The sequence below is a fragment of the Streptomyces sp. NL15-2K genome, from assembly GCF_030551255.1.
Classification (GTDB): Bacteria; Actinomycetota; Actinomycetes; order Streptomycetales; family Streptomycetaceae; genus Streptomyces.
Genome location: NZ_CP130630.1, coordinates 7062056 through 7078043, shown reverse-complemented (window position 1 = coordinate 7078043; position 15988 = coordinate 7062056). Strand labels below are relative to the sequence as shown.

The 15988-nt window shown below is 69.6% G+C and carries 16 protein-coding genes; 10 read left to right on the top strand and 6 right to left on the bottom strand.

Annotated features, from left to right (window positions below):
- Positions 1–96: 96 nt before the first annotated feature.
- The 4 genes from Q4V64_RS32070 to Q4V64_RS32055 form a co-directional block, all read right to left on the bottom strand.
- A complete protein-coding gene (locus Q4V64_RS32070; RefSeq protein ID WP_124439754.1) occupies positions 97–1389 on the bottom strand; it encodes an XRE family transcriptional regulator in 1293 nt (430 codons plus the stop codon).
- A gap of 338 nt (positions 1390–1727) precedes the next feature.
- On the bottom strand, positions 1728–2216 hold the full coding sequence (locus tag Q4V64_RS32065) for a helix-turn-helix transcriptional regulator (protein WP_124439755.1): 489 nt from the start codon (positions 2214–2216) through the stop codon (positions 1728–1730).
- 527 nt (positions 2217–2743) lie between these two features.
- Positions 2744–3220, bottom strand: coding sequence for a DUF3017 domain-containing protein (locus tag Q4V64_RS32060; protein WP_124439756.1), 477 nt, complete (start codon positions 3218–3220; stop codon positions 2744–2746).
- Positions 3210–4064, bottom strand: a complete 855-nt coding sequence (locus Q4V64_RS32055; protein ID WP_124439757.1) for a bifunctional methylenetetrahydrofolate dehydrogenase/methenyltetrahydrofolate cyclohydrolase — start codon at positions 4062–4064, stop codon at positions 3210–3212. The genes Q4V64_RS32060 and Q4V64_RS32055 overlap by 11 nt, the downstream gene beginning before the upstream one ends.
- Before the next feature lie 264 nt (positions 4065–4328).
- On the opposite strand from Q4V64_RS32055, the gene Q4V64_RS32050 reads away from it, so the two are divergent.
- From Q4V64_RS32050 to Q4V64_RS32020, 7 genes are all read left to right on the top strand, one after another.
- Positions 4329–5048 (top strand): RDD family protein, encoded by a 720-nt coding sequence (locus Q4V64_RS32050; RefSeq protein WP_124439758.1) that lies wholly within the window; start codon positions 4329–4331, stop codon positions 5046–5048.
- Between the two features lie 172 nt (positions 5049–5220).
- A complete protein-coding gene (locus Q4V64_RS32045; protein ID WP_172629168.1) occupies positions 5221–5967 on the top strand; it encodes an FHA domain-containing protein in 747 nt (248 codons plus the stop codon).
- Positions 5964–7562: a protein kinase gene (locus tag Q4V64_RS32040; RefSeq protein ID WP_124439760.1), complete on the top strand. Its 1599-nt coding sequence runs from the start codon at positions 5964–5966 to the stop codon at positions 7560–7562. The genes Q4V64_RS32045 and Q4V64_RS32040 overlap by 4 nt, the downstream gene beginning before the upstream one ends.
- Before the next feature lie 172 nt (positions 7563–7734).
- On the top strand, positions 7735–8475 hold the full coding sequence (locus tag Q4V64_RS32035) for an FHA domain-containing protein (protein ID WP_124439761.1): 741 nt from the start codon (positions 7735–7737) through the stop codon (positions 8473–8475).
- Positions 8472–9818, top strand: coding sequence for a serine/threonine-protein kinase (locus Q4V64_RS32030; RefSeq protein ID WP_124439762.1), 1347 nt, complete (start codon positions 8472–8474; stop codon positions 9816–9818). Before Q4V64_RS32035 ends, Q4V64_RS32030 begins: the two co-directional genes overlap by 4 nt.
- Before the next feature lie 182 nt (positions 9819–10000).
- The gene (locus Q4V64_RS32025) at positions 10001–12190 is read left to right on the top strand and encodes a glycoside hydrolase domain-containing protein (RefSeq protein WP_124439763.1); all 2190 of its coding nucleotides are present in this window, start codon (positions 10001–10003) and stop codon (positions 12188–12190) included.
- 13 nt (positions 12191–12203) lie between these two features.
- Positions 12204–12821 carry a hypothetical protein gene (locus Q4V64_RS32020; RefSeq protein WP_124439764.1) on the top strand — a complete coding sequence of 206 codons (618 nt, stop codon included), beginning with the start codon at positions 12204–12206 and terminating at the stop codon, positions 12819–12821.
- On the opposite strand, the gene Q4V64_RS32015 is transcribed toward Q4V64_RS32020, so the two are convergent.
- Together Q4V64_RS32015 and Q4V64_RS32010 are read right to left on the bottom strand one after the other, a co-directional pair.
- Complete coding sequence (locus Q4V64_RS32015; RefSeq protein ID WP_124439765.1) at positions 12811–13014, bottom strand: DUF397 domain-containing protein; 204 nt, start codon at positions 13012–13014, stop codon at positions 12811–12813. The two genes, Q4V64_RS32020 and Q4V64_RS32015, sit on opposite strands and share 11 nt — an antisense overlap.
- On the bottom strand, positions 12992–13846 hold the full coding sequence (locus Q4V64_RS32010; protein ID WP_124439766.1) for a helix-turn-helix transcriptional regulator: 855 nt from the start codon (positions 13844–13846) through the stop codon (positions 12992–12994). The genes Q4V64_RS32015 and Q4V64_RS32010 overlap by 23 nt, the downstream gene beginning before the upstream one ends.
- Positions 13847–14058: 212 nt before the next feature.
- On the opposite strand from Q4V64_RS32010, the gene Q4V64_RS32005 reads away from it, so the two are divergent.
- The 3 genes from Q4V64_RS32005 (at position 14059) to Q4V64_RS31995 (ending at position 15751) form a co-directional block, all read left to right on the top strand.
- Positions 14059–14469, top strand: a complete 411-nt coding sequence (locus tag Q4V64_RS32005; RefSeq protein WP_124439767.1) for an ATP-binding protein — start codon at positions 14059–14061, stop codon at positions 14467–14469.
- Between the two features lie 89 nt (positions 14470–14558).
- Positions 14559–15143 carry a peptidoglycan-binding protein gene (locus Q4V64_RS32000; protein ID WP_172629169.1) on the top strand — a complete coding sequence of 195 codons (585 nt, stop codon included), beginning with the start codon at positions 14559–14561 and terminating at the stop codon, positions 15141–15143.
- A 14-nt stretch (positions 15144–15157) separates the two neighbouring features.
- Positions 15158–15751 carry a peptidoglycan-binding protein gene (locus Q4V64_RS31995; RefSeq protein ID WP_253266922.1) on the top strand — a complete coding sequence of 198 codons (594 nt, stop codon included), beginning with the start codon at positions 15158–15160 and terminating at the stop codon, positions 15749–15751.
- Positions 15752–15988 lie beyond the last annotated feature (237 nt).

The following is a 15988-nucleotide window of genomic DNA, read 5'->3' as shown; positions in this document are numbered from 1 at the left end:
CCCGTGGGGGTAACGTTCGCGTGCCCGCGATTCAGGCGGCCATGCGTCCCCTCCCGGATTCTTTTTCCGGGCGTCCGGTCAGGCCGGTCAAGCCGGTTACTTCGTGCACCCCTCCTGCCCGGAGGCCAGCGTCGCGCAGGCCTTCGCCTCCCCGGCGTCCTTCACGGCCACCATCGGCGTGTACGCGATCGCGTCCCCCGCCCCGGTGGTGGTCCCGTTCTGCGTGGCCTTGCCGGCCGTCACCCGCACCTCGTCGCCCTGCGCGGCCTGGGTGATACGTCCCCACGCCGCGCCGCAGGTCTCGCTGTAGCGGACCTCGACGACGGTCGTGCCGACGGTCGCGGTCTTGGCGGTGGTCACCAGTTCGCCGCTGCACCCCATGCTCTCGGCGTCCTTGCCGGTGCAGGAGTCACCGCTGCACTTCACACCGGGCGGCAGATCCGCCTCGGTACTGGCGGCCGGTGTGGGCGACTTGGCGGCGCCCTCCTTCTTGTCGCCCCCGCCGTCCGTGAGGAGGAACGCGGCCGAGATCACGACGAGCACACCGACGACGCCCGCGAGGAACATCGTCAGCCGCCGCTTGCCGCCCGCCCCTTCGGAGCGCCCCCGGCCCGGACGGGGACCCTGCGGGGGTTCGCCGTACGGGCTCGACGGCGTTGAGGTCCGGACCGGACCGTCGGCCGACGACGCGGACCCGACCGAACCGGCCGACCCTGCGGACCCGAGCGCCCCGGCAGATCCGGCAGATCCGGCTCTGCGCCCGCCGCCCTGCGACGGCCCCTGATAGCCCGCCATCCCCCACGAGTTGGCGCCCGCGGAAGCACTCGACGAACCACCCGCCGAACCACCCTTCGGGCTGCCCGGCCCCACCCCCGGCGGCCGTACCTCCCGTACGTCGCCCGCCGCGTCCCGGGTCTCCGGGGCCGTCGGCTGGGCCGGCACGGTCGGCACGACGCCGGCCGGTCCGGCGATGCCGGGCGTGACCGTGGCGCTGCCGTTCTTGCGGGCCGTCTTGCCGCCGCCCGCGTTCGCCGGAGGCCCGGGCGCGCCGAACTCGCCGAGCGCGGCGCGCGCCTGGGAGATCCGGATGGCCTCCATGGTCATGTCGTGGCGCATCTCCGAGCGGCTCCAGGCGCGCTCGGCGAGCTCCCACATCGTCGTCAGATGAATGGGATTGGTGCCGGTGACCTCGGCCAGGGCGACGATCGCGCCCTTGGGCGCGAGGAGCCGGCCGTTGAGGTAACGCTCCCAGGACGTCTTGCTGTAACCCGTGCGGTCGGCCACCGACGCGATGCTCAGGCCGCTTCTGTCCACGAGCCGCCGCAGCTGGCTCGCGAACTCCCTGACCTGCGGATCGAGTTCCTCCGGCAAGGCCCTCCAACGAGGCATTGCAACCCCCCCTCTTCCCCCCGGTTGTGCTGGTATTTCCCCGCTTTTCCCCATGCGTGGTGCCCTCTGCGTGGTGCCCTCTGCCGAGTCCCCGTTGTGGCTACCCACAGGGATGCGCCCATTCAGGATCTCAGTTCCCGGGGTGGGGGCGCACCGGAGTGTGGCGATCGCGAGCATGCACCGTTGCACGCCCTTCGTACCGAGGTCCACCCCACGACCGGCAGATCGGCCACGCTAACCCCGATGTCGAACCACTTCGTGTCAAATCCGCGAACTTGTCAACACATCGACACAGGTATGACACACCGGAAATACCACCCATCACGGCAGTGTCCGGCTCACCCAAACGCAACGGCGCCGACGAGGCCGAGCAGGAGGGTCAGGAGGGTCAGGAGGAGCAGCAGTACGGCGGACCACAGCAGCCGTCCGCCCGGCCCGCGACCGCTCTGTTCGGGTGGCGTGTCCCACCACGGCAGCGTGGGATCGCCCTCGTACTCCTGTTCCCCGGGGGACTCCCGGCCGTCGGCGGGCTTCGCGGGCGCCGTCGCCGGGCGGGGCCAGGCCTGGACGGCCAGTTCCCAGCGCACGCCGAAGCGTTCGGCGTCCGTGCCGGCGAGGCCGGCGATCCGGCACAGGGCGACGACGGCCTGCCGGGGCGGGGGCTGGGTGGCGTTGAGGTAGCGGTGCCAGGAGGACTTGCTGTACGCCGTGCGGGCGCCGAGGGCGACCAAGCTGAGGCCGGTGCGGTCCTTCAGGAGCCGCAGCTGTTCCACGAAGTGCCGCACCTCCGGCGGCAGATCCTCCGGCAACGGCTGCCAGCCGCCCATCGGCCACCTCCACGGCTTCGCCCGCCCTGCCTGATCCTGAGCAAGTGACGACGTCACAGGGGTGATCGGTTCCCGGTTCGGCGGCGGCTGTGGCAGGGCGCGGACACCGTAGCGGAACGGTCACTTCCGTGCCACAGCCGACTGAAAGCCGTTGAACAGGCAGTTGCCGTACAGGAGTGTGGATCCCGGCGGCGGCCCGTCCTTACTCGGGGGAGAGGACGGGCCGCCACTGTGCTGCCGTGCGCTTAGGGCCTGTCCGGCGGATCATGCCGCAGACGCGGGGTCGCAGTGACACTAGCCTCCCCCACTCTCGGCTTCGCTCGAGCGGGGGGACCCCCATCGCGGCGGGCGCCCATCTGCCGCGTTGTCGTCACTCTCCCCCACGCTCGAACAGAGCTCGCGCGGGGGGACCCCCATCGCTCCGCGTCGACTCCCTCCTCCGCCTTGCAGCTGGACGCACCAGACCCCGCTCACCAGCGCTTATTAGACGCCGCCGATTTCCTGCGACCTGATCCGCCGGACAGGCCCTAACCGCTCACGGTGAAGTGCAGCGTGTCCTTCAGGAACGGGATCACCAGCCACGGTTCCGGCTGCACCATCATCGCCAGCAGCGCGATCGCGAGGCCGAGTACGCCGTACGTGACCAGGTCGGTGAAGCGGGAGCGCACGGCGAGCATGCCGACGTCCGGCAGGACCCAGCGCAGGACACCGCCGGTCAGCAGCGCGACACCGATCAGCAGCGTGCCGTACCGGAACAGGTCGAAGGCCGTCAGCAGCAGGCCGAGGCCGACCATGGACAGCACGGCGAGGACCGGCCACTGCCGGGCTGGCGCCGGGGCTTCGCGGGGGGCGGCCCGGCCGCCGCCCTCGGGGCGGGCGGTGTCCCTGGTGAACAGCGGGAAGCGGCGCGTGACACGCCGTGGCGCGCCCTCGACGTCGGGCGCGCTGACGGGGTCCCGTACCTCGAGCTCCTCTGTGCTGTCGAAGTCGCTCTCAGCCGACACTGCGCTCCGCCGCCTCGACCACGTTGACGAGCAGCTGGGCCCGGGTCATGGGGCCGACGCCGCCGGGGTTCGGGGAGATCCAGCCGGCCACCTCGGCGACGTCCGGGTGGACATCCCCGACGATCTTGCCCTCGGCGCTGCGCGAGACGCCGACGTCAAGGACGGCCGCGCCCGGCTTGACGTCCTCGGCGCGGACCAGATGGGCCGAGCCGGCGGCCGCGACGATGATGTCCGCGCGCTTCAGGTGCGCCGACAGGTCACGGGTGCCGGTGTGGCACTGGGTCACCGTGGCGTTCTCGCTGCGGCGCGTGAGCAGCAGCGGCATCGGGCGGCCGATGGTCACGCCACGGCCGACGACCACGACCTCGGCGCCCTTGATCTCGACGCCGTAGCGGCGCAGGAGGGTCAGGACGCCGTTCGGGGTGCAGGGCAGGGGGGCGGGCTCGTTCAGGACGAGGCGGCCGAGGTTCATCGGGTGCAGACCGTCGGCGTCCTTGTCCGGATCCATCAGCTCGAGGATGCGGTTCTCGTCGATGCCCTTGGGCAGCGGCAGCTGGACGATGTAGCCGGTGCAGGCCGGGTCCTCGTTGAGTTCGCGTACGACCGCCTCGATCTGCGCCTGCGTCGCCGTTGCCGGCAGTTCGCGCTGGATGGAGGCGATGCCGACCTGGGCGCAGTCGCGGTGCTTGCCGGCGACGTACTTCTGGCTGCCGGGGTCCTCCCCGACCAGGATCGTGCCGAGGCCGGGCGTGACGCCCTTCTCCTTCAGCGCCGCCACGCGGGCGGTCAGATCGGACTTGATCGCGGCTGCGGTGGCCTTGCCATCGAGAATCTGGGCGGTCATGGACCCATCCTCGCGGATGACCCTGCCCTGGTTCCAATCCGGGGCCCGCTGGGCCGCGCGGCGCCTGTCCCGCCGTATCCCCCCATGATCAGCGATGTTGCACTTGCACAACACATGCGGATTGCGGCTGGACAACAACTCGCCTGTCGGAGAACGATGTGTGGCGCAGTATCGCGGTTGATGTTCGGGGGGCATACCGCTCAGAGTGTGACGTTCCTCCGCACGATCCGCATCGTCCCCATTGCGCAACGGAGGAATCCCGCCATGAGTTTCGGCTCGCCCAACAACCCCTACGAACAGCCGCAGCAGCCGCCGCAACAGCCACAGCAGCCCGGTTACGGCTACCCCCAGCAGGGCCAGCAGCCTCCCGGCTACGGCTACCCGCAGGCGCCCCAGGCCCCGCAGGGCGTCCCGCAGCAGCAGGGCTACGGCTACCCGCAGGCGCCCCAGTACCCGGGCTACCCGGGCGGGGCCGACTACGCGGGCGGCCCTGGTCCCCGCGTCTCCTCGATGGGCCGCCGCCTCGGCGCCCGCCTGATCGACACGGTGATCCTCTCCGTCATCTACATGATCTTCGCCTTCGCGGGCATCGCCGGTTCCATCGGCGCGGCCCAGGACTGCGACCCGAACTCCGCCGACTACAACTCCTGCATCAACGACGCCAGCGGCAGCATCGTGGCCTCGATGGGCGCGGTGTTCGGCGCCCTGGCGATCGCCGGTCTGCTCTACGAGTGGCTGATGACCGGCCTGGTGGGCGCGACCCTCGGCAAGATGGCCGTCGGCATCCGCGTGGTGAAGGCCGACACGGGCCAGAAGCCGGGCCTGGGCGCCGCGTTCATCCGCTGGATCATCCCGGTCGTCGGCAGCTTCGCCTGCGGTATCGGCCAGCTGATCGTCTACCTGTCCCCGTTCTGGGACAAGTCGGGCCGTCAGCAGGGCTGGCACGACAAGGCCTCCAGCACGATGGTCGTCCAGAAGAACTGATCGGAAGAGCCGACCTCCGTCCGCCTGCGGGCCGTGCCCACCGGCCCTTCGCGGACGTAGCGTTTGCGCCATTCACCGCCCAGGGCCGTGTCTCACCCTTTCGAGGGGGACACGGCCCTGGCGCGTCCCCCTACTCTGGCTCCTGTAGCCGTCAGGCACGGGGAGACGCACCTTGTACAGCATCATCGTGGTACCTCCGCCTACCCCGGAGGGCGAGCCGAACCGCGCGCAAATGCGGCTCGCGCCCGGTGAGCGGATCACCTTCGGCCGCTCCGTACACGACAACGACTTGATCGTTCCGCACGACGGAGTGTCCCGCAGAGCCGGCGCGATCACCGCGCAGGGCGCCTTCTGGACCCTGAGCAACCTCTGCGCCCACCAGACGTACGTCGTGGAGAACCCGGAGGGCGCGGGCGAGCACATCAAGGTGGGGCCGGGGCGGCTGGACGCGCCGGTGCCGTTCGAGTTCTCGCGCGTGGTCATGCCCGCCGCCGGCGACCTGCTGGCACTCGACGTGTGGGCGCCGCGCCACGACTACCTGCGCACCGAGGGCGGCCTCGACGGCGACACCACCGCGCCCGCCTTCTCCGTCGACCGCACCAAGCGCTACTTCGCGGTCCTGGCCGCCCTGTGCGAACCCCGCCTGCGTGGCGAGCCGCACGCCCCGCTGCCCACCGTCGACCAGGTCGTCGAGCGCCTGCGTCCCGGCTGGCCGGCCGCCTCGCGCACCAACGTCCAGTGGAACATCGACTACCTGGCCGTGAAGCTGCGTCTCAAGCCCGGCCCGGAGACAGCCGACCCGGGCCCGCGGCTCAACGGCAAGAAGGAGTCCCTGGTGTCCCTGGCGCTCCGCTTCGACCTGGTCCGGGAGGACGACCTCGTCGTCCTGGCGGCGCCGGCCGTACGGGAGTCACGGTGAGCGAGCCCTACGCCGTACCGGTCCCCAAGGGATACCGGGTGGGTGGCTGGGAGGTGCGCGAGCCGATCGCCACGGGGGCGTTCGGCAGCGTGTACGTGGGGCGGCGCACGGACGGCACGGAGGAGTCGCGCACGGACGGCCCGGAGGGGTCGCCGCGCACGGCCGCCCTGAAGTTCCTGCCCACCGGCACGGGCACCCCCCGCCAGCTGGCGCACCTGCGGGAACTCGTCGAGCGGGAGGTGGAGTTGCACCGCCGGCTCAGGCGTCCGCGGCTGATCCGGATGTACGAGACCCTCACCGTCGACGACCCCGGGCACCCCGGCCTCGACGGCGCCACGGTCCTCGTACTGGAAAAGGCCGAAGGCTCCCTGTCCGCCCTGCTCACCGCCTCGCCCCGCCCCGCCGCCGGCCCCGTCCTCCTCGCGCAGATCTGCGAGGGGCTGGCCCAGCTGCACCGCGCGGGCTGGGTGCACGGCGACCTGAAACCGGCCAACGTGCTGCTGATGAAGGACGGTTCGGCCCGGCTCGCCGACTTCAACATGGCGGCGGAGCTGGAGGGCACCCACGCCTACACCCCCGCCTTCTCCACGCCCGACTACACCCCGCCCGAACTGCTCTGGTCGGAGATCGGCGAGCGCGGCCGCCGTATCCGCCCCTCGGCCGACGTGTGGGCCTTCGGTGTCCTGGCGCATCTGCTGCTGACCGACTCCTTTCCGCTGCCCGGCGGCACGCCGACGGCCCGCCGGGACGCGGCCGCCGCCTACGCGCGCGGCACCGACGAGCTGCGCCTGTCGCCCGGACTCCCGGACGCCTGGCGGGAGATCGTGCGGGACTGCCTGGCCCGTACGCACGCCGACCGCGTCTCCACCGACGTCCTGCTCCGCCGGGTCGAGGCCGCGGCGGGCACGGCCCGCTCCCCGCGGCTGCCCCGCGCCCTGCTCCCCCGCCGCCGCTCCCGCCGTACGACGGTGCTGGTCACGGCGACCGCCGCCGTCGCCGTGGCCGCCATCGGCTATGGCATCACCACCTGGGCCGATTCCGGCGGCAGCGACGGCAAGGACTCCGCCACCGGGACGACGAAGGTCACGCCCGCCACCTACGGCGCCTCCGAACTCCGCACGGACAAAGGCGTCCCGGTGGCCTACCGCCGGCTGATCGTGGACTCGGCCCACGACTGCGTCCAGCCGGAGGTCACGCCCGCGCTGATCGCCGCGCTGCTGAAGGCGGAGAGCAACTTCGACCCCGACCTGTCCGACCCCACCGCGGGCGACGAGGGCGAGTACGGCATCGCCCGCTGGAGCCCGAGCATCCTGCGCTGGTACATCCGCGCGGACGGCGTCGCCGCGAAGGAGACACCGAAACCTCCGCTCACCCCCGCCGAGTCCATCCCGGCCGTGGCTCGCTACCTCTGCTTCATGGAACCGCGCCTCGAACCGACCGGGTTGTCCGGCGACCGCCGGGTGCTGCTGGCGGCCGCCTACCGGACATCGTCCCGGAGTGTGAACGACGCGGGCGGGGTTCCCCCGAAGTACCGCGACTACGCCGCCCGCGTCGCTCACTACCTCAAGGAGTACACGCCGCCCGGCAAGAAGTGACCCTGAGAGGTCTGAGGTATCCCCCGTCGTGCCGCCATCTCTCACGAATTCTTCACAGACGCGCCGTATCAGACGCAATGCTTCTTACTCGTTCGGGAACGTCCCTTACCCTCCCCCTCGTCGGACTTGGGGGTTGCGCCCCCTGACGTCGCAGGAGGAGGGGGACGACTCCATGTACAGCGTCATCGTCGTACCACCGACGCGCGGCAGCGCGGACGGGCAGGTGAGGATCGCCTCGGGCGAACGGCTGACGTTCGGCAGGGCCGGGACGGACGGCGGGCTCACCATCGACCACCAAGGGGTGCCCCGGGTCGCCGGCGAGATCACGGCACACCGGAACTTCTGGCTGCTGAGCAATCTCAGCGAGGACCAGACCTACGTCGTGGACAACCCGGAGGGGGCGGGCGAGCACGTCAAGGTCGCGCCGGGCCGGCTGGACGCGCCCGTGCCGTTCGAGTTCTCCCGGGTGGTGCTGCCCGCCGCCGGCGACCTGCTCGCCTTCGACGTCTGGGCGCCGCGCCACGCCTTTCGCAGTGTCGAGCGCCACGGGCTCTCCGGGGCCCTGACCGCACCGGCGTTCGCCCTCGATCGCACCAAGCGCTACTTCGCGGTTCTGGCCGCGCTGTGCGAACCCCGCCTGCGTGGCGAGCCGCACGCTCCGCTGCCCGCCGTCGAGCAACTGGTGGACCGGCTGCGGTCCGTGTGGCCCGCGGTCAGCCGCTCCGCCGTCTACTGGAACATCGACTACCTCGCCGTCAAGCTGCGGCTGCGGCCCGCCCCGGACACCGCGGAGCCCGGTCTGCGTGTCAACGGCAAGAAGGAGTCGCTGGTGTCCCTGGCGCTCCGCTTCGACCTCATCCGCGAGGACGACCTCGCGGTGCTCAACCCCGCCCCGAGCGAGGTAGTGCGGTGAACAGGTCGTACGCCGTCGCCGTGCCGAAGGGCTATCGGTTGGGCTCCTGGGAAATCCGCGAGCCTCTGGCCTCCGGCGCGTTCGCCACCGTCTACGCGGCCAGACACACGGGCGAGAACGACCCGGAACTCCCCCGCCAGGCGGCGCTGAAGTTCCTGCCCACCGGCACCCGCACCCCACGCCAGTTGCGTCACCTGCGCGAACTCGCCGAGCGCGAGGTGGAGTTGCTGGAGAGACTGCGCGCACCGCGACTGATCCGGATGTACGACACGCTCACGGTCGACGACCCGGACCACCCCGAACTCGACGGTGCCACCGTCCTCGTACTGGAGCGCGCCGAGGGCTCCCTGGACGCCGTGCTGGAACACACGCCGAAGCCGGAGGCGGGGCCCGCGCTGCTCGCCCAGATCTGCGAGGGCCTGCACCAACTGCATCACGCGGGCTGGGTGCACGGGGACCTGAAGCCCGCCAACGTGCTGTTGCTGAAGGACGGTTCGGTACGGCTCGCCGACTTCAACCTGGCCTCCGAGCTGCAGGGCACCCACGCCTACGCACCCGCGTTCGCCACGCCGGACTACACGCCGCCTGAGCTGCTCTGGCCCGAGATCGACGAGCGGGGCACGCGGATCCGGCCCTCCGCCGACATCTGGGCATTCGGCGTCATCGTGCACCTCGTCCTGACGGGCTCCTTCCCGCTGCCGGGCGGCAGCACGCAGGCCCGCACCGACGCGGCGACGCGCTACGCGAGCGGCGCCGAGGAGCTGCGGCTGTCCCCCGAACTCCCGGAGACCTGGCGGGAGATCGTCCGGGACTGCCTGGCCCCCACGCACAGCGAACGCGCCGCTCGTGTCCCCGACACCAGGGCACTCCTGCGCCGGGTGGAACAGGCCGCGGGCGCCTCCCGGTCGGCCCGGCTGCCGCGGCTGCGGCCCCGGCGGTGGCGGCGCCCGGTGCTGGTCGCGGCGCTCCTCGCGGCCGCCGCCCTGGGCGCGACGACGGTGACATACACCCTGCGCGACGACGCCCCGGCCGCCGCGGCACCGCCCAGTTGCGAGAAGCCCGCGGTGTACGAGGACGAGCAGCACGGCCGCGGCTACACCGCGGGCTGGAACAGCACATGGGACTTCGAAATCGCCCAGGGCGACGGCGGCAGCCAGGTCCGTGAGGCCCAGTGCCTGCTCCGGTACCTGCACGGCATCACCGAAGTCGGCGAGGTGGACGGCGACTTCGGGCCGCTGACCCATGGGGCGGTCGTCAGGTTCCAGAAGCGAGCCGGGCTGGACGCGGACGGGATCGTGGGACCGACGACGTGGAGCGCGCTGCGCAAGGGCGGGGAGGCCTGATGCGCCGCTCTCGGTCATGCCGGTCACTGTGCCGCAGGTGTGGGGGCCGGGGAACCTGGAACGTTCGAGGGTCCTGAAGGACGGTCACCGCCCGACCACGGATGCCCTGAAACTTTTGAGGTACCCCTGCACTCCGTCCACGGCCACGGTGGACGTCCTACCCCTCCGGAAAGGGACGTCACGTGGCAGACGAGATGGTCCGCAGGGCCCAGAGATTCGTGAACACCGTCTACGGCGAAGCCAAGATCGGCGTGAAGGTCGACGAGGACGGCAACACGGGCTGGGATCTGATGTACGCCCTGACCCGCGCCCTCCAGTACGAGCTCGGTATCACCGGTCTGTCGAACAACTTCGGTCCGACGACTTTGTCCAGGCTGGAGTCGAGGTGGCCGAGCATCGGCCACCTCGACACCCCCGCCAACGTCACCATGATCATCCAGTCCGCGCTCTACGCCAAGGGCTACAACGGAAGCGGCATCAACGGCGTCTACGACGCCGAAACCGCCGCCGCGGTCACCCTCATGAAGCAGCGGATGGGCGTCGCCAACGCCTTCCCCGAATCGGACCTCGTCCCCAAGGTCTTCAAGTCCCTGCTGACGATGGACGCCTACGAGGTGGTGAACAACGGATCGGAGACGATCTATAAAGTCCAGCGGTGGCTCAACGGCCGCTACGTCAAGCGCCGCGACTTCTTCATCATGCCGTGCGACGGCCACTACTCCCGCAACGTCGCCACGTCCATGATCTACGCCGTCCAGTACGAGCTGGGTATGGCCGACGGCGTCGCCACCGGCTGGTTCGGTCCGGGGACACTGGCCGGGCTGAAGGCTCTGAATCCGCCGGCCGTCGGCTCCACCGGAGACTGGGTACGCCTCTTCTCCGCGGCCCTCTGCCTCACCAAGCGCTCCACCACGTTCACCGCGACCTTCGACCCCAGCATGGCCGAGGCCGTCCGCGCCTTCCAGCGGTTCGTGGAGCTCGACGAAACCGGCAAGGCGGACGCCTCGACCTGGGCATCGCTGCTGGTCTCCTACGGCGACCAGACCCGCAAGGGAGCCGCCTGTGACGGCGTCACAAGGATCACCAGCGCCCGCGCCAGGACCCTCAAGGCCGAGGGCATTGAGATCGTCGGCCGCTATCTCAACCCGGGAGGAAGCGAGCTGCCGGAGAAGCAGATCCAGCCCGACGAGCTTCATTTCATCGCCACCAACGGCCTGAGCTGTTTCCCGATCTACCAGACCTGGAACCGCTCCGCGGACGACTTCTCCTACGACGCGGGTGTGCACGCCGCGCTCGCGGCCATCGGCTGGGCGAAGTTCCACGGCTTCAAGGACGGCACCACCATCTACTTCGCCGTCGACTACGACGCCGTCGACTGGGAAGTCACCAAATACGTCATCCCGCACTTCAGGGGTGTGCACGGGATGATCACTGAGAACTCCTCGTACAAAGTGGGCATTTACGGCGCCCGTAACGTGTGTCAGCGCGTCTCCGACCAGGGGTACGCCGTCACGAGCTTCGTGTCCGACATGTCGGCCGGGTTCTCCGGGAACATCGGTTATCCCCTCCCCCGCAACTGGGCCTTCGACCAGATCGTCACCAAGACCATCGGCTCCGGCGACGGACAGATCGAGATCGACGTCGACATCGTCTCCGGTCGCGACCGGGGCCAGAACTCCTTCGACTCGGGCCAGGACCCCACCGGTCTCGACAAGGACTTCGTCTCCTCCTACCACGACGCCGCCCTTCGGGACGTCCAGAGCTACTTGGAGTCGATCGGGGTTCCCGAGACCGGCGGCGACAACTGGAACGACAAGGACTGGGCCACCATTGGCGGCATCTCCACCACCGCCGCCTTCGACGCCGTCATCGGAATGGACTGGCTGTTCACCGACCTCGCCAGGATTCTCCGCCTGCGCAAGGCCCTGGTCCAGGCTCCTGTCCTGTGGGAGCTGCGCAAGTGGAATCCCCTGGACCTGGCCGCCGACACGGCCGTCCAACTCGGCCGGGACGACGACTGCAGCACCGGCTGGGGGCAGATCTTCGCCTGGGTAGCCATCGAGGCCCGTAACTACTGCATCGACAAGGGCATCATCAACGGCGACCGCCTCACCGACGCCGACAAAGCGTCCGTGTGGAAGAACCTGCACGAGGACCCGACGTACAACATCAGCACCGCGGCCTATCTCACCATCTACAACGCGCATCAGATCAGCGTCCCGCGCCCCGGCCTCAACACCAGCGACAGCGACTCACAGGCCATCCTCGCCCGCTACAACGGCACGGGCGACGGGGCCGAGAAGTACGGGGGCGAACTGCTCGGCCTGTACCGGGTCCTGGAGCAGTACAACCGCACCATCCGGACGAGCTGAGAAGGGCTTCGACATGAGCGCACACCCCAACCGACGCACCGTCCTGGCCGTCGGCACCGCGGCCACGGCCGCGTACCTCCTTCCAACCGGCACAGCCACGGCAGCCGACCGCATCGCGCCGACGTCCGGCCTCCGGCCGACGAAGATCCCACTGTCGCAGAACGGCTGGCAGATCCAGAACCAGGCCAACCACGTCTCGACGGTCTGGACCCGCTCCGTCTCCGGAACCGGACTCCGCGTCGACGTACGGATCGGGCTGCCGGAACTCCTTCTCCTCCACATAGCGCGCCGCTTCCACTACGAGGTCCAGGAACTCCGCGCCGGCGACGTGCAGGGCTGGAGCAGAATCGGCCGCACACCGTTGACGAGCCCCGCCTCCAACCTGTCGTCGGGTACGGCCCTGCGGCTCGTCCCCGGCGCCAGATCCCGGGGCAGCTACTTCCCGCAGCAGGTCCGGACGATCCGGGACATCGTCTCGGGCTGCGCGGGAGCGGTCCGCTGGGGCGGCGACGACGACCCCGTGGACGAGTCCCTCTACTACCTGACGGCCGGGCCGGACAGCGGAGAGCTGATGCGCGTCGCCCCGAAGTTCCAGGAGTGGTCCGAGCGACTGGGAGCCGCTACGCGTTGAGCGCACCGACGAACTGGGCCCAGGCCCTGTCCCCGAAGAGGAGGACGGGGCCTGTGGGGTTCTTGGAGTCGCGGACGGGGACGGTGCCGGGGAGGTTGTCGGCTACTTCGACGCACTCGCCGCCTTCGGCGTTGCTGTAGCTGCTCTTGCGCCAAGCGACAGAACTCGGGTCAATCCCCTTGCTGCGCTTCATCTTTGTAGGTCCTCACTGCTTCTTCCATCAAGGCCAGGGACGCCTCGGGTGGCAGCGCGACGGCCCTGAGCAGATCGTACTTACGACGGTACGCCTGCACATGGGCCGGATAGTCGACGATCTTCCCAGTGGAATCACCCTCGGTGTACACCACCGGGGGAGCGTCGGCAAAGGTCATGATCTTGGCCATGCCGTTCATGAGGGGGTGCCAGGAGGTCGTTTCCGGAATGATCTGGAGAACGCTCTGCGTGGAGCGGAGCACGTCGAGGATGTGCTCGAACTGCTCGGCCAACACGGCCGGGGGAAGCGGCGTCCTCCGGATAACTGACTCGCCCAGGATCCCCCAGTAGGTGGGCCGGTCCTCGCGTTTCCACAACTCCGCACGCGCCAACCGTGCATTGACACGCTCCTCGGCCGTCTCCGGTGGCGTCTCCGGCTCCACGTACCGAATGAGACCCCGCATGTACGCTCCGGTCTGCAGAAGCCCCGGGACGACATTGGGTGCCCACTCCTCCAGCGTCTGCGCCTGCTTCTCCATGTCCGGGATTTCCGCGGAGTACCACTGGTGCCCCGCCCGCCGCGCCTTGGCCGCGTCTTCACACCGCCGCTGGAAAAACCCGTCCGTCCCCAGCCGCTCGTCCACATGCCTGGCGAAGTCCATCGGCATCCCCCGCTCGCCCCGCTCGATCTGGCTGAGGAACGAGATCCCCCGGAAACTCCCCTCCACCAACTGCTCCAGCGTCAGCCCCGCTTGTTCCCTCCTGTAGCGCAACTCGGCGCCGTAGAAGCAGGGAACACTCGTCGACGCGTCAGGGTCCTTCTTCGCGGGCACAACTCATCACCGCCGTTTCTCACTTGCTCGTGCACAGCCGAATCCCCTTTCACGGTACGCAACTCGACGCCAGTCTGTGAGTGATTCGTCACAGACCGCACACGGAGACGTACCCCCATGCATCCCCACCCCCACCACGACACCGACGCCTGCGTCGAAGACCAGGCCACCGCCCGCGCCCTGATCACCGCCCTGCGCAAGGCGGCGGGACGGTGACCGAACCGCTCGTCCTCGAACTGCTCGCGCTCCCCAAGGCCGTAGCCGAGGTACGCCACGCGGTACGCGAGCACCTGGGCGCACCCTGCCCCGAAGCCCAGCTCTGCGTCAGCGAGTTGCTCACCAACATGATCAACCACGTCGGCGAGGGCGCCGCCGTGACCGTCCGCCTGTTTCTGACCCCGGACGGCCGTACGCGCCTGGAGGTCACCGACCCCGACCCGCACACCTGGCTCATCGCACGCAGCCCCAGCGGTGACGACGAGACGGGCCGCGGCCTCCTCCTGCTCGACGCGGTCGCCCGACGCTGGGGCGTGTGGCTGACACCCATCGGCAAGACGGTGTGGTGCGAGCTTCCCCCGGACGCATCGACGGCACAGGCGGGTGGTGAACCCACCTCACCCTAAAACCTTGCAGGTACGCCTTCCCTCGCATTCCCGGCACATTGAGCACACGGCCACGCGCGCCGATTCCTCCACCCGAAGGGACACCCACGTTGAAGAAGCAAGGGAAGATCGGCCTCGCCGCCATAGCCGCAGGACTGGCCACGGTGCTCGCCGTCGGCCCCGCGCATGCCGCGTACTCGCAGAATTCAGGGGCGTACGGCACCACGTTCGTGGACGGCGCCGACAAGCTCACCGACGACTTCGGCGACCACTTCGACGAACTCGGCAACTCCCTCTGCTACGGCTGCGGAAACTCCTGGAACACCGACATCGTCGTCCTCTGGCAGAGCATCCTCGTGGCCGAGGATCTGCTGAACTTCGGAGACATCGACGGGCAGTTCGGCCCCGGGACCAGAGACGCCACCATTGCCTGGCAGAAGCGCTACGGCCTCGGCGCGGACGGCAAGGTCGGGGACAACACCTGGAGCAAGGCCGACGACAAGCTCGTGTGGCTCTCCAACGTCGACATCACCTACACCGGGAAGTACAACTCCGGCGCGGTGGTCTTCAACCGCGGCAGCACGTCGAAGACCCAGGACAGCGGCGCCTACAGAGTCCACGAGGTCTTTCAGTACGACGGCGTCAAGTCGATGCGCGGCTATCGCGTCCACTTCAACCAGCTGACCACCCTCTGAGGACGGACACTCTCATGCGCATCACTCGTTGGAAGCTGGGCCTGGGCGCACTGGCCGCCGGGCTGTCACTGATGCTGACCACCACCCCGGCACAGGCCGCCTACGCGGGGAACTCCGGGGCGTACGGCACCACCTTCGTGGACGGCGCCGACTCCGTGACCGATGACTTCGGCGACCACTTCGACGAACTCGGCAACTCCCTCTGCTACGGCTGCGGAGAGTCCTCGAACACCGACATCGTCTTCCTGTGGCAGAGCATCCTGGCCTCCGAACACCTGTTGGATCTCTTCGAGATCGACGGGCAGTTCGGCCCCGGGACCAGAGACGCCACGATTGCCTGGCAGAAGCGCTACGGCCTCACTGCGGACGGCAAGGTCGGCGACAACACCTGGAGCAAGGCCGACGACCAGCTCAAGTGGAGCGGCTCCGTCGTGCTGTACGACGGAAGTGGACCGTACGGCTATGTGACGTTCCACCGAGGTGACAGCTCCAAGTCGCAGGACGGCGGGGCCTACCACCTCGCACAGGTCAAGCAGGGCGACGGGTACCGCATCCCCGCAGAGGGCACCCGCATCCACCACCGCGCCGAGACCATCTCCTGGTACTGAGGCAATCCCCGCGGTCACCCTGGAAAGTTGCAGGTACCGCCCGACCCGTAATCCCAGCACAGTGTTCACACGTCACCTGGGGGGAGGCGTGCGTTCAACCGGCTGCGGCGTCCGTCATGGGCGCCGCAGCCTCCGCACTTCTGCTCCTCCGGGGTGATCCCCCGCACCGGCACGGTAGCCTCGCGTCAACTGACGCGACCCATCAGCCGGTTGGGGAAGAACCGCACTCGGGGGATC